The organism is Ancylobacter crimeensis, from assembly GCF_023016805.1.
GTDB classification, from domain to species: Bacteria; Pseudomonadota; Alphaproteobacteria; order Rhizobiales; family Xanthobacteraceae; genus Ancylobacter; species Ancylobacter crimeensis.
This window is the reverse complement of sequence record NZ_JALKCH010000002.1, coordinates 400,179-419,373: the sequence shown is the minus strand read 5'-3', so window position 1 is coordinate 419,373 and position 19,195 is coordinate 400,179. Positions and strand designations below refer to the sequence as shown.

The window sequence follows — 19,195 nt, the reverse complement described above, 5'->3', positions numbered from 1 at the left end:
ACGCAACCTCGACCGGGCGCCGGCCCCGCTGCGGAAGGTGGCTGCATCGGTTGGCGGCGGCAGGATGGACGATGGCGCGCTGGCTCGACATATTCCGCTCCGAAACCGGTAGTAAGCCCCGCCGACGCTAGCCCTTGCCATGGCGAAGAGCCTATAGCCGTGACGGTTCCAGAAGGTTGAACATTCGATGACGCCTGCGCTGAACGATCGAGCGTCGAACGATCTGGCCCACCGGACGGGTCGCATGACCGCGTCCGTCGAGGCGCTGATCGATCGGCACGCGGTCATTTCCTTCGATGTGTTCGACACCCTTTTGGCCCGCCGCCTGTCGCGGCCGGTCGACGTGTTCCGCCATATCGAGCAGGCGCATGGCATCGCCGATTTCGCCGCGTCACGGGAGAAGGCGGAATGGCTGGCGCGCCGGCGCTTCGGCACCGCCGATTCGCCGGAGGTGCTGCTCGTCGAGATCTACGACGTGCTGCGCGAGCTGCTGCCCGGCCTACCGGTCGGCCCGCAGGACGAGCTCGCCGCCGAGCGCCTCTTTCTCTACCGCGACCCGGCGGTCGTCGCGCTGGTGGAGCATGCGCGCGCCCGCGGCAAGCGGATCATCGCGATCAGCGACATGTATCTGACCGGGGTCGAGATCGGCGCGCTGCTCGCCGCCAACGGAATCGCGGTGGACCGCATCTATGCCTCCGCCGACCATCGCGACCCGGCGCTCGGAAAATTCAATCGCCGCATCTATCCCTTCGTCGCCCGCGAGGAGAATGTCGCCCCCGGCGACATCCTGCATTTCGGCGATAACCCGGTCTCCGACGTGCGCCACGCGCTCGAATGCGGCGTCACCGCGGTGCATGTGCGCTCGCGCACGGAATGCGTCCGCGAGGCGGGCGCCCCGTTCTGCGATCTCAACAGGCGCGAGGGGTCGCTCGCCGATTCGCTGGTGGATGGTCAGATCGCCGCCCGCATGCCTCATCTCGCGCCGGGCGTGCCGGACCTCTATCTGTTCGGCTATGCGGCGGCCGGGCCGCTGCTGCTCGGTTTCTGTCGCTACATTGCCGAGATGGCGGCACGCGATGGTGTCGAGCGACTGACCCTGCTGGCGCGCGACGGCTATATCGTCGCGAAGGCGCTCGATATTCTCGAGCTCGACGTGCCGCCCTATGCGGTCATGCCGTTTTCCCGCCGGCTCGTGGTCTTCCCTCTGCTCAAGGACGACCCGGCGCTGGTTGACCGCGTCATCTTCGATGGCCTGCCCGGCGAGGCGACCCCGCGTGCCTTCTGGACTTGGCTGGGGCTCGACGCTGCCGCCATTGCCGGTCATCCGCTCCTCGACAGCCCCATGTCGATGACCGCTTTCAAGGCGCATTTCCATGAGCCCCTCGCGACAGCCGCCGCCGCCGAGCGCACGCTGCTGACCGACTATCTCGATGGGTGGGTCGGCCCGGATCCGGCGAAGACGGCCATCGTCGATGTCGGCTGGGGGCTCACCAGCTTCCGTGCGCTGGACCGGCTCGTCTCCCCGGATTTCAAGGCCTATTTCGTCGGCATCCAGTCCGGCGGCTACCACCGCAAGGGGCTGAGCGGTTACCTGTTCGACCGCGGCGAGCCCGCGTCGGTCGAGCAGATCCTGACCAGCGCGCTGGAGATTCTCGAACTCGTCTTTTCCGATACCCGCCCCGCTTTCACCGGGCTGCGCCGGATTGACGGAACCATCGCCCCTGCGCAGGAGGAAAATTCCGCTGGCGACACCATGCGCGGCCTTGCCGTCGCCACGGTCGAGGCCGGGGCGCTGGACTTCCTGCGCGACATCCGCGACCGGGCGATGCTGCCGCGCGCCGATGAACTGCGCACCATGCTGCGCGACAGCCTCTCCCAGCTCGCCGCCGCACCGACCCTGCGGGAATTCGCCGCGCTCGCCGACATTCCCCATGCGCCGGGCGTCGGCCACAGCCAATGGGCCACGATCGGCTCTTTCTGGAGCCGCTCGGTTCCGGTCGAGGCGCTCGCCTTGCGGCGAGGCGGCCAACTCACCCTGACGGGTGGCGAAAGCAGCCAGACGACCTTGCGCGCCACCGTGATGGTACGGGCCTATGAGGCCATCGCGCCCTCCCATCTGCGACGGCTGGCGGTGCGGCCAGACCTCGACAAACTGGACTGGCGGAACGAGATGCGCGCTCATCCGCTGAAGATCGGCCACTGGCTCGCGCTACGCCGCTACCAGCGCCGGAAAGCCAAATGAGCAAGGTTCCCATCGACATGGCAACGGCGGACGCCGGCGAACGCGACGGCGACGGGCTGCGCGTCTTCGTGCCCTTCGTGAACGAGGAGATGGCCACCCGTTTCTTCACGCGAAACGAACGCTGGCACGGCTATCAGGTCGAACTGATCGACAACCGCGTCCGCAAGGCCGGCCTGTCGACGCTCTACAACGAGATCATCCGCCGCCATCTCGACGAGGATGCTTGGCTGTTCTTCGTCCATGAGGATTTCGAGGTGCAGGGGCCCGTCTTCAAGACCGCGGGACTCCGGCGGGAGGCGATCTACGGCACGTTCGGCGTGAAGATGCAGGGGCATCTGCCGATCGGCCATGGCGAGCACTGCTGCAGCCGGAAGGACGGCACCGGGGGGATACAGGTCGGACTGCCGATTTCCGCCCCGGTCTGGGTCGATACGCTCGACTGCCAGAGCATTCTCCTCCACACTAGCGTGCTGAGGAACCATCCGGGCCTGCGCTTCGACGAGGAACTGACCTTCGACCTCTACGCCGAGGCGCTGTCGATGAGCGCGCAGGAAAGCTGCGGCCTGCCGGTCTTCGTTCTTCCTCTCGCATTCCAGCATTACTCGCACGGCAAGGTCACGGAGCGCTACTGGCGCGGGCTGAGGCATCTGGCCCGGCGCTTCCCGGACATGGCGCTGCCGGGCGCCTGCTCTTTCCTCGGTGGCCGGGCGGCGGAGCTTGAGGCCCATTTCACCTACGACATCATCGCCAATCCTGCGAGCGAGCGCTCCGCCTGAGTCTCGCCCTCACCTCACCAGCCACGTCACCAGCCGCTCGGTCGCTTCGGTGAGCTGCACCTCGCCGCGGGCGAAGCACATGCGGATGAAGCGTTCGCCGTAGAGGCCGAAGGCCGTGCCGGGGGCGAGGCCGATATTGGCCTCGTCGATCAGGCGCAAAGCGAGCGAGCGCATGTCGGTCTCGCCCTCCACACCGAAGAACAGGTAGAACGCACCCGGCGGCTTCACCGCACGCACCCGCCCGGTGGCGAGAACGGCGTCGGCCACGATGTCGCGCCCGCGTCGGGCCCGTTCGATCTGGTGGGCGACGAAGCCCTCGCCGCGCTCCAGGGCGGCAACGCCGGCGCGCTGCATGAAGGCGGCGACGCCGGAGGTGGCGTACTGGATGAGGTTCTCGATCACCGGGCCGAGCGAGGGATGCGCCTCCAGCCAGCCCATGCGCCAGCCGGTCATCGCCCAGTTCTTGGAGAAGGTCTGCACGAACAGGATGCGGTCCTCGGGCTCCATCACGTCGTGGAACGATGGCGCCCGCCCGCCCTCGCCCGCCGCGTAGAAGAAGCGGCCATAGATCTCGTCGGCGATGATCCACAGGCCGTGCCGGCGGGCGATGTCGAGCACGCCTTCCAGCGTCGCCCGGTCGGCGACGAAGCCGGTCGGGTTGGCCGGCGTGTTGATGAAGATCGCCCGCGTGCGCGGGGTGACGGCATCCTCCAGCCGGCCGAGATCGAGCGAGAAGCCGGCCGTCTCGTCGAAGGCGAAGGGCACGAAGACCGGACGCGCGCCCGCCACCTCCGCCGCCGCCGCCGCATTTGGCCAGGCGGGGGCGGGGATGATGACCTCGTCGCCGGCGGAAACCGTGAGCTGCAGCGCGATCTGGATGGATTGCATGCCCGAACCGGTGACGAAATAGCGCTCCGGGTCGTCCGGCAGGCCGTAGAGCCCCGCCATGTAGCGGGCGATCGCCGCGCGCAGCTCCGGGATGCCGCGCTGCCAGGTGTAGAAGGTCTCGCCAGCGGCGAGCGAGCGGGTCGCCGCCTCGGCGATGAAGGACGGCGTCGGCAGGTCGCCCTCACCTGCCCAGAGCGGGATCATGCCGGGCCGTTCGCGCCCGTAGTTCATCACCTCGACGATGCCGCTTTCCGGCAGGGCGAGCGCGGCGGGCCGCACGTGGTCGAGCAGCGGGGACTGCTGCACGAAGGGCGAGGACGGCACGGCGGCGGATGACGGCATGTGGGGTTCCCGCAGGCGTTTCAGGGCGCCGGCCCCGGAAGAGCGGGCCATGGCGGCGCGGGCAGGATAACCCTTCGCAGCGCCGGGCGGTCATGAAAAGCGTTCATGCCCGATATCGCGGGCGCTGATCGGTGCCGCACGTCGTCGGGCCGCGGGGCGGCGCGCTGCCTGCGCCGCCCCGACGCGCTCACACCCTGCGGGCGAGCAGGTCGCGGATTTCCGTCAGCAGCACCTCTTCCTTGGTGGGCGGCGGAGGGGCGGCCGGCTCGGCGGCAGGCGCGCGGCGCAGGCGGTTGATGCCCTTCACCACCATGAAGAGGATCCAGGCGATGATGAGGAAGTTGATGACGACGGTGATGAAATGGCCATAGGCCAGCACCGCGCCCTGCTCGCGGGCCGCGGTCAGCGAGCCGGCGGTGACGTTCTTGGAAAGCGCCAGGAAGTAGTTGGAGAAATCGAGGCCACCAAAGATCGCGCCGACGATCGGCATGAAGATGTCCGACACGATCGAGGTGACGATGGCGCCGAACGCGGCGCCGATGATCACGCCGATGGCGAGATCGACCACGTTCCCCTTAACGGCGAATTCCCGAAATTCCTTCAGCATCGCGTCCCGCCTCCCATCGCAGCGGCCACCCGAATCGCCCGGGCGCCGCGCGCATCCTGTGCCCGACACAATGTCGCATGGCACCTCGCGGGACTGTGCTTCGAGAGCGCACCGGGATCAAGGGCGCGATCGGATGAAGCGCTGCGCCGCACACCCCTTTGCCCACCTTGCCATGCCGTGCCCGTCATCCGCCGGCGCATGTTGTCCTGCCCGGCCCCGCGGCGGCCATGCCGGCTCACCCGCTGCACCCCATTACCTCGCCTGGCATGGATGACGGGTCATAATGCGCGACCTTCCCCCGCACGTGTCCACGCCCAACCGCATCGTTTTTCCGCCCGCGCCCTTATCCTGCGCGCATCCGTGCTATGGCGTCCTTTCCCCTGCGATCCCTCAGATCTGCGAAGGTTGCCGCCAGTCATGCCCGCCATCGCCGCCCTGCCGCTCACCATCGCCCCCGAAGCGCCCGACGACGGCCCCGCCATCCACAGGCTGACCCGTGACGCCTTCGCCACCGCCCCACACCGTTCGGGAACCGAGGCCGCCATCGTCGACGCGCTGCGCGCTGCGGATGCACTGACCCTGTCTCTGGTGGCGCGGGAGAGCGACGCGCTCGTCGGGCACGTGGCCTTTTCGCCGGTCGCGCCGGAAAGCGGCGGGGCCGGCTGGTATGGGCTCGGCCCGCTGTCGGTACGGCCCGACCGGCAGCGTTCCGGCATCGGCACGGCCCTCGTCGCGCGCGGGCTCGCCCTTCTGCGGGCGGCGGGTGCCCAGGGCTGCGTCGTGCTGGGCGAGCCAGCCTATTACGGCCGCTTCGGTTTCACCTGCGATCCCCTGCTCACCTTCCCCGGCGTGCCGCCCGGCTATTTTCAGCGCGTGATCTTCCGCGGGCCGGCGCCGACCGGCGCGGTCGCCTTCCATGCCGCGTTCGGTGCCGGCTAGAGCCATTCATCGTTTCACGGAATCGATGACGTGTTCTGACGTATTGACGGGGCGCATCTTCTTCACGCGAACCGGTATCCACGTCGCTCGGAAAGGCTTTGCCGGAGCGGCGTGACGGCGCGGAGGAAACGTCCTACACCATCGTGTGTCGCGCCTGACCGGAGTGCCGCACCATTTCCTATCCCGCCGGAGACCTGATGCTTCAGGGCTGGGTCATCATCGCCGCCGCGCTCGCCTATGTCGGCATATTGTTCGCGGTGGCCTCCTTCGGCGACCGCCGGAGGCCGCGGGCCAGCGGCCGCGGGCGGCCCTATATTTATGCGCTATCGCTGGCGGTCTACTGCACCTCCTGGACCTTCTTCGGCTCGGTGGGGCTCGCGACCACGCAGGGGCTCGACTTCCTCACCATCTATATCGGCCCGGTGCTGGTGCTGGCGCTGGCGACGCCGCTCCTCATCCGCGTTATCCGGCTCGCCAAGGCGCAGAACATCACCTCCATCGCCGATTTCATCGCCGCCCGCTACGGCAAGAGTCAGGGGGTGGCGGCGCTGGTGGCGGTGGTCGCGATGGGCGGGGCGCTGCCCTATATCGCCCTGCAATTGAAGGCCGTGTCGGGCTCGCTGCTCGCCATGCTGGGAGATTTCGAGGGGCTGGGGCTCAACCAGCCGGCGGCAGGCGACCTCGCCCTCATCATCGCCTGTGCCATGGCGGTGTTCGCGGTGCTGTTCGGCACCCGTCACATCGACGCCACCGAGCATCAGGAAGGGCTGATGCTGGCGATCGCGACCGAATCGATCGTCAAGCTGGTCGCCTTCCTCGGGGTCGGGCTCTACGTCACCTTCATCATGTTCCACGGTCCGATGGACCTGGTGGAACAGGCGAGCGTCAAGAGCGTGCTGCCAGCTGTCGTCTCCGGCACCTCGCTCTCGGGCTGGGTGACGATGACCGTGCTCTCCGCCTTTGCGGTGCTGATGCTGCCGCGCCAGTTCCATGTCGCGGTGGTCGAGAACACCTCGGAGCAGGAGGTGCGCACCGCCTCCTGGCTGTTCCCGCTCTATCTGGTGCTCATCAACCTGTTCGTGGTGCCGATCGCCATCGCCGGCATGGTCACCTTTCCGCCCGGCTTCATCGACGGCGACCTCTATGTGCTGGCGCTGCCGCTGGCGTCGGGCGCCAAGGCGCTGGCGCTCCTCGCCTTCGTCGGCGGGCTCTCGGCGGCGACCGCCATGGTCATCGTCGAGACGGTGGCGCTGGCGGTCATGGTGTCGAACCACATCGTCATGCCCCTGATGGTGCGCGGGCGCGCCGGCAGCGGAACGGACATGGGCGCCGATATGGGCGGTACGCTGCTCACGGTGCGGCGGCTCGCCATCTTCGTCATCCTGCTGCTGGCCTATGCCTATTACCGCTTCAGCGGCGAGGCCCAGCTCGCGCAGATCGGCCTGCTCTCCTTCGCCGCGGTGGCACAGTTCGGGCCGGCCTTCCTGCTCGGCCTCGCCTGGCGCGGCGCCACCGCCAGGGGCGCCATCGCCGGCATCGCCGCGGGCACCGCGCTGTGGGCCTACACCCTGCTGCTGCCGAGCCTGATCGACACCGGGCTGTTCGCCCATGAGATCGTCAGCAACGGCCCGTTCGGCCTCGCCTTCCTGCGCCCGCAGGGCCTGTTCGGGCTCAGCGCGGCGCCGCTTACCCACGGGGTGCTGTGGAGCCTGTCGGTGAACCTGCTGCTGCTGGTCGCGGTCTCGCTGATGACCCGGCCGAAGCCGATCGAGCGGCTTCAGGCCAGCCTCTTCGTCGATGCCGAGCGCTCCGCCGCCGTGCCGAGCTTCCGGCTGTGGCGCTCGCCGGTCACGGTGGAGGAGCTGATCGGCACGGTGGCGCGCTATCTCGGCGAGGAGCGCACCCGCGCCTCGTTCGACAGCGTGTCGGCGATGCGCGGAGTGTCGCTGGAGCCGGGGCGCGAGGCCGACTTCCAGCTCATCCGCTATGCCGAACACCTGCTGGCCTCGGCGATCGGCACCTCCTCCTCGCGGCTCGTGCTGTCGCTGCTCCTGAAGAAGCGCACCGTCTCCACCAAGGCGGCGCTGAAGCTGCTCGACGACGCCTCCGCCGCCATCCAGTACAATCGCGAGATCCTGCAAACCGCGCTCGACCATGTGCGGCAGGGCATCGCCGTGTTCGACCGTGATTTGCGCCTCGTGTGCTGGAACCGGCAGTTCGGCGACATGCTGGACCTGCCGGCCGAAGTGGTGCGGATCGGCGTCGGCATCGACCAGATGCTGCGCGTCTCGGCCAGCGCCGGGCTCTACGGCCCCGGCCCGGTGGAGGAGATCGTGCGCGAGCGGCTCGGCCGCTACGCGCGGCGCAACGCCACCTTCCTGGAGCGGCTGTCCCCGCGCGGCATGGTGATGGAGGTGCGCGTCAACGCCATGCCCGATGGCGGGGCGGTAGTGACCTTCACCGACATCACCCCGAGCGTCGAGGCTGCCGAAGCGCTGGAGCGTGCCAACGAGACGCTGGAGCGCCGGGTGAAGGAGCGCACCAAGGCGCTGGAGCACCTGAACGCCGAACTCGCCACCGCCAAGGCCGGGGCGGAGGAAGCGAACCTCTCCAAGACCCGCTTCCTCGCCGCCGCCAGCCACGACATCCTGCAGCCGCTGAACGCCGCCCGGCTCTACGCCACCAGCCTCGTCGAACGCGCGCCGGAGGGCGAGGAGGCGCGGCTCGCCAAGAATGTCGACGCCTCGCTGGAGGCGGTGGAGGAGATCCTCGGCGCGCTGCTCGACATTTCCCGGCTCGACGCCGGCGCGATGAAGCCGGACTTCGCGCCCTTCCGCATCGAGGACATCTTCCTGCAGCTCGAGGTCGAGTTCGCCCCGCTCGCCAAGGAACGCGGACTGGCGCTGACCTTCGTGCCGAGTTCGCTCGCCGTGCGCTCCGACCGGAGGCTGCTGCGCCGGCTGCTGCAGAACCTCATTTCCAACGCCATCAAATACACCCCCTCCGGTCGGGTGCTGATCGGCGTGCGGCGGCGGCGCGGCAGGGTGCGGGTGCATGTCTACGATACCGGGCCGGGCATTCCGCAGGGCAAGCAGAAGCTGATCTTCAAGGAGTTCCAGCGGCTCGACCAGGGCGCGCGGCAGGCCCGCGGGCTCGGGCTCGGCCTGTCGATCGTGGAACGGCTGGCCCGCGTGCTGGACCACCCGATCAAGCTGGCCTCCACCGTCGGGCGCGGCACGCAGTTCTCCGTGGAGCTGGCCGGCGCCCCGCCGATCCCCGAATCCGCGCGGCCCGAACCGCCCCCGCCGGCCCCCGCCGCCGGGCTCGACGGGCTGACCGTGCTGTGCATCGACAACGAGCCGGCCATCCTCGACGGCATGGAGACATTGCTCGGCGGCTGGGGCTGCCGGGTGGTGAAGGCGCCCGACGGGGCCGGCGCGCTGACCGCGCTGCGCGACCAGAAGGCGATCCCCGACATCCTGCTGATCGACTACCATCTCGACGAGTTCGACGGCATCGAGACCACCAAGCAGTTGCGCTGGAAGTTCGGCGATCTGCGCGCGGTGCTGATCACCGCCGACCGCTCGAAGAAGGTGCGCGAGCTCGCGCGCGAGACCGAGATGGATGTGCTGAACAAGCCGCTTCGCCCCGCCGCGCTGCGCGCGCTGCTGGCGCAATGGCAGGTGATGCGCAACGCGGCGGAGTGAGGCGGAAACGCAGAACGTTCAGCCCGGCTTCTGCCATTCCATGATGTGGAAATAGGGAACCCGGCGATAGCGCGCCGCCTTTTCCGGGTCGCCGCCCTCGGGCGCCGGCTCGGCGAAATGGCGCAGGTGCAGCCCGAGGCCGAGCAGCAGGCGCATATAGGTTTCCAACGGGCGGTGCCAGTTGAGGATATTGATGCCGCGCCAGCCCACGGCGATCGCCCGCTCCTCCAGATAGTCGTCGATCGCATAACGCAGCCGGCCATCGGGATCGCGGGTCCAGCCCTGCGGCTGGCCGGCGGTGCTGTAGCCGTTGAGATTGGCGATCAGCAGCGTACCTCCGGGGCACATGCAGGCCACCATCTGTTCCAGCGCGCGCGGCAGGTCGGGAATGTCGATCAGGCTGAGATAGCTCACCACGAGATCGAAGGCCGGCGGGGCTGTGCCGAGGGACTCGAGCGCCTCAATGAGTGTTTCCGCCCGTCCGCTGCGGTAGTCGCCGGCGGGATCGAGCGTGCGGGCACGGGCAAGCAGGGCCTCTGTCGGGTCGATGCCGGTGGTGGCGAGGCCCAGGGCCTGCATGATCCTGCAGAAGCGGCCCTCTCCGCAGCCGACATCGAGCGCGGTGCGGAAATCGCGACCGGCGATGCGCGCCGTCATCGGCCGGTCCAGCACGAAGCGCCGTCCGTAGTCCCCGGCCTCACCCTGCTCGACGATCCAGGCGTGAGCCGATTCCGCCCATCCGTCGGTGGTGGGCGCAGCCGCGTTCGACGACCCGGTGCTCACCCCGCGACCGAGGACGACCAGTTGCCGGCTTCCATCTTGGAGGCCGCGATCACCGCCTGGGTGCGGCTTTCCACACCGAGCTTCTGGAGGATGGCGGAGACATGGGCCTTCACCGTCGCCTCGGAGACGCTCAGCTCATAGGCGATCTGCTTGTTGAGCAGGCCTTCGGACAGCATCATCAGCACCCGCACCTGCTGCGGCGTGAGGGTGGCGAGGCGGGAGACGAGGGCACGGGTTTCCTTGTCGGCGCCGGCCGAAAGGTCGATGTCGGGCGGCGTCCACAGCCGGCCTTCCAGCACCGCGGCGATGGCGGCGCGCATGGTGTCCACCGAGCTGGTCTTGGGGATGAAGCCGGAGGCGCCGAACTCCATGCAGTGCCGGATGACGCCGGGGTCTTCATTCGCCGAGACCACGATCACCGGCACGCCGGGATATTGCGCGCGCAGATACATGAGGCCGGAAAAGCCGCGCACGCCGGGCATGGTGAGATCCAGCAGGACGAGATCCATGTCGTCCTCGCGTTCCAGCAGGCCCTGCAGTTCGTCGAAGGCGCCGGCCTCGAACAGCGCGGCGTCCGGGAACGAACGGACCACCGCCTCGCGCAGCGCGCCGCGGAACATGGGATGATCGTCCGCGATCACCAGCCGGAAACTCGTCGTCGCGTCCACTGGCTACCGACCCTCTTGCCTTGCCGCGTCCCTGCACCTGCGCGCGCGAGGAACCGCCCCACCGATCCTGATTCCCTCGAAAACGGGCGGCAAGCCGGTGTCGGCGCGCGGACGACCCATCCCCGGTTGAGAACCTCGACTAAAGTGCAGGTTTAGTCGCCATCGCCGACGAAGGCCACAACCAATTCACGCAGATGCGGCCGTGCGCGATGTTCGATGAGATAAAGCCCCTGCCAGGTGCCGAGCGCCATCCGCCCGGCGATCACCGGCACGGCGAGGTTGAGCCCGGTGAGCATGGCCTTGATGTGGGCGGGCATGTCGTCCGGCCCTTCGAGGTCATGCACCCAGCCGGCATCGGTGGGCGCCAGCCGGTCCAGCGCGTCGAGAAGGTCGCTGCGCACGTCCGGGTCGGCGTTTTCCTGAATGGTCAGCGAGGCCGAGGTGTGCCGGCAGAACAAGCTCACCTCGCCGTCCCCGGCGCCGATCTCGGCGAGGAAGGCGGCCACCTCGCGGGTGATGTCGATGAAGCCGCGCGGGCGGGTGCGCACCGCGAGCGTCGTGGTCACGCGGCGGGTCACCGGGGTCCGGCGGGGGGCGCCGCGGGTGATGAGCCGTTCGGATCCGGCCATGCTCTCGTCATCCTCCATTGCCAGTCTGGCGGACATCCTTAGCCGGCGATGAGCCCTCCGGCCTCTCCCGCCGCGTGAAATCTGGCGGAAACCGCCGCCTCGCGCCAGCGTTCGGGCCCGTGCGCCCCGTACCGCGCACCTGTCCGGTCTTCCCCGCCGACCCTCCCCGCCGCCCATTCCCGGCCCCAACGCCCCCTGAAACGGAGCTGCCCATGGACGAGACCACTTCCCGAACCGCCCCCGATACCGCCATGCTGACGGAACATCAGCCGATTCCGGCGGCCGGCCCGGCCGAACGGCATCGCCCCTCTTCCGCCGCCGAACCGGCAAGGCCCGTGCGAATGTCCGACAGCTCTCCGCTCCAGCCGACCTCCCCCCTGCTCGTCGACCCCGCCCTGTTCCGCCCGGAGGCGATCGCGCCCGACACGCGGGCGGTGAACGCGGCCATCGTGAAGGCGATGGAGGGCGTGGCCGATCCGTGGATCTATCCAATGGCGATGATCCGCAAGATCCGGCTGGAGGGGAAGGGCCGCTTCCCGCTGCCGCCGGAGAGCCCGCTGGCGCAGGTGATCGACATTCCCGGCCCGCGCGGCCCGCTCGCGCTGCGCATCCTCACGCCCGTCGGGGCGACGCCGAAGGGCGTCTACCTCCACATCCATGGCGGCGGCTGGTGCCTCGGCTCGGCGCGGGAGAACGATGCGCTCAACCAGCGCATCGTCGAGCGCAGCGGCTTCGCCGTGGTCTCGGTGGATTATGCACTGGCGCCCGAGGAGCCCTGGCCCGCCGGCCCGGACGATTGCGAGGCCGCCGCACTGTGGCTGGTGAAGGAGGGCCCTGCCCGCTTCGGCACCAAGCGGTTCGCCATCGGCGGCGAATCGGCGGGCGCGAACCTGTCCGTCGCCACGCTGCTGCGGCTGCGCGACCGCCACGGGCTCACCCCGTTCCGCGCCGCGAGCCTCAATGCCGGGTGCTACGATCTCGGCCTCACCCCGAGCGCCCGCAACTGGGGCACCGAGCCGCTGGTTCTGACCACGCGCGACATCAATGTCTTCGTCGGCCACTATCTGCGCGCGGGCGGCGACCTCGCCGACACCGACATCTCGCCGCTCTATGCCGACGTGCGGGGCCTGCCGCCGGCGCTCTTCACCATCGGCACCCGCGATTCGCTGCTCGACGACACCCTGTTCATGGCCCCGCGCTGGCTCGCTGCCGGCAATGGGGCGGAACTGGCGGTCTATCCCGGCGGCTGCCACGTCTTCGTCGGCTTCCCCGGCACGCTGGCCGACCAGGCGATGGCGCGGGTCGGCGCCTTCCTGTCGGCCTGCTGAACCTTCAGAGCTTCCGCCTCAGAGCTTCTCTTCGCCCTCCGGCCGGTCCGGCGCCTTCGCGGCCGGGGTGTCGGCATCCTCGCGCAGCCGCTGCACCATGTCGCTGAAGCGGCGGAAGGCGTCCTCGGCGAGCTTCATCGCCTTGTCGAAGGCGGCCTGGGCTCGTGCCTCGTCCGGCGAAGTGGACTGGCCGGCGGAGGGTTCCTGCCCTCGCCCGCCCTTCCCCGTCCCATCGTCTGGGCGGCCATCCGCATGCGGGGTCGCCCTGCCGTCCGGGCCGGCATCGTCGGGCGTGTCGTCGTCGGGCGCGGCATCCTCGCGCTCGCGCGGCGGCGCCATCACCTGCGGGACGGCGTCGCGCTGCAGGGCGGCGATACGGGCATTGAGGCGGGCGATCTCGGCCTCATAGGCGCTGCGCTCCTCCGGCACCAGGGCGCAGCTCCAGCCTCCGGCGGGTCCCGCGGAGGGCCCGCGCGCGGCGCAGAAGGTCATGGCGCCGGTGCGGGCGTCGAGCCGCATCAACCCGCCTTCCACCGGCTGGAGGGTGAAGCGCCCAGCCTGCATGCCGGCACGGCCGAGCGGATGGCCGTCCAACTGCCCGCGCCAGTCCTGCGACCAGTCCCGCCGGCCGTACCAGTCCTGCCGACCACGTCCGTCCTGCTGATCGTGCTCCCCGCGGCCCGCCGCGGGCGGGCTCGCGTTGCTGTCGCCATAGCCGGGCGCATCCTCGGCGGACTGGGCATGGGCGCCCGATGCCACAGGCCCGGCGAAAACGAGAAGAGCGGGGACCAGAAGGGTCGGGACGAGGGACCAACGCATCGAAACCTCCTTGAGAAACCGCCAGAGCAACCGCCGGCGGAACGAGGCAACGCCTGCCTCAACCCGGCCGATAGGGCCGCCGGCGCGAGGACAACGCCTGTTCGAGCAGTTCGATCCGGTCCTGTCCCCAGAACACCTCGCCGTCGAGGACATAGGAGGGCGAGCCGAACACGTCGGATTCCACCGCGCGGCGGCGGTTTTCCTCATAAAGCCCGGCGATCTTCTGACCGCTGGCCTCCACCAATATGTCGCTCGGCAGGCCGAGTTCCTGCAGCACCGCGAGCAGGGTCGCCGTTTCGGCGAGATTTTCCTGCCGCTGCCACACCGCGGCGAACAGCCGGCCCACCAGAGCGCCGGGATCGAACCCCGCCTCCACCGCCGCGATCACCAGCCGGTCGGCCAGCGCGGGGTCGAAAGGCCAGTGCAGCGGCATCAGGTTGAAGGCGACGCCGCGCCGCTCCTGCCAGCGCTGCATCTCTACCAGCCGGTAGCGCTGGCGCGCGGGATGGCGCTTGCCGAGCGGCAGTCCACCGGTCTCGTCGAACAGCGGGCCGAGCAGGACCGGGCGATAGACCACCTGCACCTCGTGGCGGCGCGCGATCTCGGCGAGCGCCTCGTTGCCGAGGAAGGCGAAGGGGCTGTGGATGGAGAAATAGTAGTCGAGCGTGCGGAACATCGAACATCGCCTCGCAGCCGGAGAGGGCCGGAAAACCTAGTTAAGCCCGCGCAGCGACGCTTCCAAGACGAAAAAAAAGCGGCACCGGCCGGTAAGCCGGCGGTGCCGCGACAGGGAAACGCTGGAGATGAGGTAAGACGGCCGTGCGCAGCCTCAGGCCGCGCGGGCCGGGAAGGCGGCGACCATCTGGCGAAGCTCGCCGATCGCCTCGTCGATCTCGGCCTTCTGGCGCTCCAGCAGGCTCACCTGCTCGACGCACTTCTCGCGGGTCAGGGCGAGCCCGCCCTGCGGAACCGGGCCGCCTTCGCGCAGCGCCACCATGCTCTTGATCTCGGCAAGGGTGAAGCCGAGCTTCTTGCCCTTGAGAATGATGCTGAGACGGGAGCGCTCGGCGCCGCTATAAAGGCGGGTCAGGCCCTCGCGACGCGGCTCGAGCAGGCCCTTGTCCTCATAGAAGCGCAGGGCGCGCAGCGTGACGCCGAACTCGCGGGCGAGATCGCCGATGGTGAAGTACTGCGGCTCGCTGCCGGTGCGGGCGTCGAGGGCGCGGTCGGCATCGTAGGCATTGAAATCCATCGGATCGGCTCCGGTTCGTTGCGCCAGCTCGGTCGAGGCGGCGTGAAGGGCGTGTCGGAATGTGGAGCCATGCTTGCAGACCGGTTGCCGCTAGGGGAGAAAGTCGCACCAGACGTTAGGGAAAGTTACTGTTAAACGGGCACCTAAGCCTCTGTTACCATTAGGCATTCAATTTGGGCCAACGCGGCCCCGAACCATAGGTTAGCTGCCCTGACTTAACCTTGCGGCAGGGGCAATCTGTCAAATCGCCCGTTCGGCGTAACCCCGCACCTCCGCGGCCACCTGCCGTTAGGGGAGGACAGCGCCCCTTCCAATTGTCGCGACCGCCTTAACGCCGCGTTTACCAAGCCGGCGAAAAGTGGGTTCCACGAATCCGCGTGAGAACGGCGGCGATTCGCGTGCCCGGCGCAGCCGCCGGCACGGCGGGGGATCTGGAGACCACAGGTGAAGCAGGGCGCGCCATCGCACAGCGACCAGATGGATGCCGAGGCCTGGATGGCCCTGCGCGACGCGGCCCGCCGGGCCGATGTTCCGCTGGCCGACTGGCTGCGCGACAAGCTCGCTTCCGGCGAGCTGCACGCGCTGGTGCGCCGCGCGACACCCCCTTCTCCCGCGCGCGAGAGCTCCCCCGCCGGCCAGCCGCCGGCCGAATTGCAGCGCCGCGTGCGCGAGCTGGCCACCGAGATCGAGCGTCTGGCACAGCAGCGCGGCGGCAGCGAGCCGGCAGCGCCCCGCGGCGAGGCCGCCTCCCCCGCCCCCCGTCCGCCCGCGCCCCGCACCCGCCCGCAGGCCGAAGGCCATCGCGACGGGCTGGGCGCGGCGCTGGAGGCTCTGAACGCCCGGATCGAGCGGCTGCTGGAAGACCCGGAAAAAGGCAGCGCCGCCGCTGCGTCCCATCTCGACGAGACGGTGCGTCGCCTGAACGAGCGTCTGGAGGAGATGGCCCGCCAGCGCCTTGCCGAGGCCCGCGCGGTCGCGGGCACCGGCACCACCGGGCGCACCTATGCCGCCGAGCCGATGAGCTATGAGGCGCGCCTGCGTGAAAGCCGCAGCCGGATCGCCGCGCCCGCGCCTCCCGCGCCGCCTTCCGCCCCGGCCCGCGCTGCGCCGCAGCCGCAAGCCGCGCCCGCGCCGGAGAAGAAAACCGCGCGCCGTCCGTCCCGCCCGGCGGACTCGCCCCGTTCCGACATAGCCGGCCTTCAGGCCCGCATCGCCGAGCTGGCCGACGAGATGAGCCAGATGCGGCGCCAGGCCCCGGATGCCGAGCTCGACAGCCTGCGCGGCGAGATCGACGATCTGCGCGGCACGCTGGACGGCCTCGCCCCGCGCCCGGTGGTCGAGGCGCTGGAGCATGCGACCTTCGAGCTGGCCGACCGGCTGGAGCGCACCGACGCCGAAACCCGCGGCCGCGACGCGCTGGTCGACACGCTGGAGGCGCTGCGCCGCACGCTGGAGCAGGCGCGCCCCGCGCACGGCCAGAGCCTCTCCCGCGCGCTGGAGCAGATCGTCCGCAAGGTCGACCTCCTCAACGCCAAGACCGTGGACGGCTTCGCCATCGCCCGTCTTCAGGCCGAGGTCGCCGAACTGCGCGACCTCGTGGGCCGGGCCCTTTCCAATGATGCGGTGCGCCGGCTCGCCGAGCAGGTGGCGCTGCTGGTGCTGAAGCTGGACGAGATCGCGCCAGCCGAGAGCCGGATCGTGGACGGCGTCGTCGAGGGGGTGATGGACGGCGTGCTGCACGGGGTCGTCGAGGGTGTCGTCGAGGGCATCGAGCCCCGCCTCGCCGCGCTCGGCGCCGAGATCGCCGCGGTGCGGGAGCAGACGGCCACCCCGGTCGCGGTGCTGCCGGACGACCTCACCGCCCGGCTCGACGACATCCAGTCCGCGCTCGCCCAGTCCGCTCTCGCCGATCTCGGCCGGCTTGCCCCGGACGGCATGGCGAAGATGTTCGACGGCCTGATGGAGCGGATGGAAGACCTCGCGCGCCCGCAAGCCCATGACGGTTCGGCCGGGGAAGCCGCGCTGGACGCGCTCGGCCAGCAGCTCGGCGTCATCGCCGAGAAGATGGCCGCCACCGATGCCCGCTTCGCCGCGCTGGGCGGCATCGAGCGCGCGCTCGACGACCTGTTCATCCAGATGGAGGAAACCCGCGCCGCCGCGCTGTCCGCCGCCGAGGAGAAGGCCCGCGCCGCGGCCCTGGCGCTCGCCGCCACGATGCCGCCCGGCTTGCCGGCGAACGGCCTTGCCGATGTGCGCCGCGAGCTGGCCGACCTCGAGGCCCGACAGGACAGCAATGCCCGCCGCACCCATGACACGCTGGAAGCCGTGCATGAGACGCTGGAACGGGTGGTGGACCGCATCGCCTCGCTGCAACCGCCCTTCCCGGATGTCGATGACGGCCTCGCCAGCGGCCGCCCCGCCCGCGCCGCGCTGATCGAGGCGCTGGAAGCCATGGAGGCTGCGGCCGGGCCGGAAGCCGGCGCCACGGCCGACGAGATCGAGACCCGCCCGGAACGCTCTCCCGCCACGAACCCGCCCGACCTCATCACCGGCATGTCCGCGGCCGGCCAGCCGACGGCCGCACCAATGCCCCACAACTCCGCCCGCCCGGCTCGGGAAGGCGGGCAGGAAGGTGAAGACGAAGCCGGAGCCATCGACGATCTGCCCCTCGAACCCGGCTCGGGCGCTCCCCGGCCCGGCCGCCCCGGCAGCGCGGGAACGAGTGAGGCGACGGCGAGGATGCCGGCGTCCGCGGCGAGCGCGATGTCCGCCGTCGCAACGCCGCCCTCGCGCGATGCCGGCCACCCGGCCCGGCGTGCCGCGTCGCCGGAGGAGATGGGTCCGCCGCCCCCGACGCGCAGCGATTTCATCGCCGCCGCCCGCCGTGCGGTGCAGGCCCACACCGTGGTCGAGGTGTTCGACGAAGCGGATGGCGAGGCCGTCGAGATGCCGCGCCGGCCCTCCGCATTGGTGCGCCTGCTGCGACGCGCAGGGCTCATCGCCGTGCTGCTCAGCGCCGGCGGCGTCCTCACCTATGGTGCGGTCGGCGAGCCGGCGCTCAGGGCGCTGGCCGACATCCGGCTGATCTGGCTGGGCGACAGCGCGCAGGAAACCGCCGCAGCGCCCGCCATCCGCACCGAAGCCCCGCTTGCCGCGACCACCGATGCCGCCGCCGGCGACATCGCAACGGCCATGGCCGCCACCCCGCAGGATGGCGCGACAGACCCCGCCGGGATGGTCGTCGCCGCCTCCGACGCCATCGCCGCGACCGCGACCGACAGCGACGCCTTGCCCGCCGCCTTGCTCGCGCGCACGCCGGAAGCCGCCCGCGCCGCGCCGCTGGTCGCTTCGGCGACATCCGCGCTTCCCGCCACGCCGGCCGACACCGACGCAACCCGCGCGGCGCCGAGCACGATTGCGTCCCCCGCCACGGCCGACTTCACCCCCGACATCGGCAATGCCGGGCTGCGGCAGGCGGCGCTCGCCGGAGATCCGGCGGCAGCCTATGAAATCGGCCTGCGCTATGCCGAGGGCACCGATGTCGCACCCGACGCCCCGCGAGCCGCCCGCTGGTTCGCCCGCGCCGCCGCCCATGGCTCGGTTCCGGCAACCTACCGGCTCGCTGTGCTGCTCGACCACGGCGCCGAGGGCCTGCCACGCGACGTGCCCCGCGCCCGCGCGCTCTATGCCGCCGCCGCCGGGGCCGGCAATGTGAAGGCGATGCACAATTATGCGGTGATGCTCGGCGAGGACGGCCCGGATGCCGACCCGCGCGGCGCCGCGCAATGGTATCGCCGCGCCGCCGAGCGCGGCGTGCGCGACAGCCAGTACAATCTCGGCGTGCTCCATGCCCGCGGCATCGGCGTGGAGCGCGACCTCGCCGCCGCCTGGCGCTGGTTCGCCATCGCCGCCGCACAGGGCGACCCGGAAGCCGCCCGCCGCCGCGACGAGATCGCCGCCCGGCTGGACCCGGCCCAGCTCGCGCAGGCCCGCCTCGAAGCGGCCCGCTTCCAGCCGGTGCAGGCGAGCCACCCGGCGAACGTCGCCGCCCGCGACCCGGCCTGGGACCGCGCCGATCCGAACGGTGCGCTGTCGAGGTCCTGAGGCGGTTACCCGTCGCCGCCAGAGCATTTTCCAGCGAAGTGGATACCGGTTCGCGCGAAGAGAATGCGACCAGTCAACACGTTCGAGCCATTCAGCGATTCCGTGAAACGA

General features: G+C 70.2%; 14 protein-coding genes. 6 read left to right on the top strand and 8 right to left on the bottom strand.

Annotation, left to right across the window (positions count from 1 at the left end; translation table 11 throughout):
* Positions 1-244 precede the first annotated feature (244 nt).
* Together MWN34_RS03985 and MWN34_RS03980 are read left to right on the top strand one after the other, a co-directional pair.
* Positions 245-2,242 (top strand): HAD family hydrolase, encoded by a 1,998-nt coding sequence (locus MWN34_RS03985; protein ID WP_247026783.1) that lies wholly within the window; start codon positions 245-247, stop codon positions 2,240-2,242.
* A complete protein-coding gene (locus tag MWN34_RS03980) occupies positions 2,239-3,018 on the top strand; it encodes a hypothetical protein (RefSeq protein ID WP_247026781.1) in 780 nt (259 codons plus the stop codon). The genes MWN34_RS03985 and MWN34_RS03980 overlap by 4 nt, the downstream gene beginning before the upstream one ends.
* 9 nt (positions 3,019-3,027) lie before the next feature.
* On the opposite strand, the gene MWN34_RS03975 is transcribed toward MWN34_RS03980, so the two are convergent.
* Entirely contained in the window at positions 3,028-4,248 is a 1,221-nt protein-coding gene (locus tag MWN34_RS03975) for a pyridoxal phosphate-dependent aminotransferase (protein ID WP_247026779.1), read from the bottom strand.
* 187 nt (positions 4,249-4,435) lie between these two features.
* Positions 4,436-4,855, bottom strand: a complete 420-nt coding sequence (gene mscL, locus MWN34_RS03970; RefSeq protein ID WP_247026777.1) for a large conductance mechanosensitive channel protein MscL — start codon at positions 4,853-4,855, stop codon at positions 4,436-4,438.
* Positions 4,856-5,272: 417 nt separating this feature from the next.
* Here mscL and MWN34_RS03965 point away from each other — a divergent pair, with 417 nt between their 5' ends.
* Positions 5,273-5,794 carry a GNAT family N-acetyltransferase gene (locus tag MWN34_RS03965; protein ID WP_247026776.1) on the top strand — a complete coding sequence of 174 codons (522 nt, stop codon included), beginning with the start codon at positions 5,273-5,275 and terminating at the stop codon, positions 5,792-5,794.
* A 197-nt stretch (positions 5,795-5,991) separates the two neighbouring features.
* Positions 5,992-9,501, top strand: a complete 3,510-nt coding sequence (locus MWN34_RS03960; RefSeq protein WP_247026774.1) for a hybrid sensor histidine kinase/response regulator — start codon at positions 5,992-5,994, stop codon at positions 9,499-9,501.
* A gap of 18 nt (positions 9,502-9,519) precedes the next feature.
* Here the strand turns inward: MWN34_RS03960 and MWN34_RS03955 are convergent, their stop codons facing one another.
* From MWN34_RS03955 to MWN34_RS03945, 3 genes are all read right to left on the bottom strand, one after another.
* Positions 9,520-10,284, bottom strand: a complete 765-nt coding sequence (locus tag MWN34_RS03955) for a class I SAM-dependent methyltransferase (RefSeq protein WP_247026761.1) — start codon at positions 10,282-10,284, stop codon at positions 9,520-9,522.
* On the bottom strand, positions 10,281-10,952 hold the full coding sequence (locus MWN34_RS03950) for a response regulator transcription factor (RefSeq protein WP_247026759.1): 672 nt from the start codon (positions 10,950-10,952) through the stop codon (positions 10,281-10,283). The genes MWN34_RS03955 and MWN34_RS03950 overlap by 4 nt, the downstream gene beginning before the upstream one ends.
* A gap of 152 nt (positions 10,953-11,104) precedes the next feature.
* Entirely contained in the window at positions 11,105-11,581 is a 477-nt protein-coding gene (locus MWN34_RS03945; protein ID WP_247026757.1) for a secondary thiamine-phosphate synthase enzyme YjbQ, read from the bottom strand.
* 341 nt (positions 11,582-11,922) lie between these two features.
* Between MWN34_RS03945 and MWN34_RS03940 the strand changes: the two genes are divergently transcribed.
* On the top strand, positions 11,923-12,909 hold the full coding sequence (locus MWN34_RS03940) for an alpha/beta hydrolase (protein WP_247026914.1): 987 nt from the start codon (positions 11,923-11,925) through the stop codon (positions 12,907-12,909).
* 18 nt (positions 12,910-12,927) lie between these two features.
* On the opposite strand, the gene MWN34_RS03935 is transcribed toward MWN34_RS03940, so the two are convergent.
* From MWN34_RS03935 to MWN34_RS03925, 3 genes are all read right to left on the bottom strand, one after another.
* Positions 12,928-13,728 carry a hypothetical protein gene (locus MWN34_RS03935; protein ID WP_247026741.1) on the bottom strand — a complete coding sequence of 267 codons (801 nt, stop codon included), beginning with the start codon at positions 13,726-13,728 and terminating at the stop codon, positions 12,928-12,930.
* Between the two features lie 58 nt (positions 13,729-13,786).
* A complete protein-coding gene (locus tag MWN34_RS03930) occupies positions 13,787-14,404 on the bottom strand; it encodes a 2-hydroxychromene-2-carboxylate isomerase (protein ID WP_247026739.1) in 618 nt (205 codons plus the stop codon).
* A gap of 153 nt (positions 14,405-14,557) precedes the next feature.
* The gene (locus tag MWN34_RS03925; protein WP_247026737.1) at positions 14,558-14,980 is read right to left on the bottom strand and encodes a MerR family transcriptional regulator; all 423 of its coding nucleotides are present in this window, start codon (positions 14,978-14,980) and stop codon (positions 14,558-14,560) included.
* A gap of 444 nt (positions 14,981-15,424) precedes the next feature.
* On the opposite strand from MWN34_RS03925, the gene MWN34_RS19690 reads away from it, so the two are divergent.
* Entirely contained in the window at positions 15,425-19,084 is a 3,660-nt protein-coding gene (locus MWN34_RS19690) for a hypothetical protein (RefSeq protein WP_247026735.1), read from the top strand.
* Positions 19,085-19,195 lie beyond the last annotated feature (111 nt).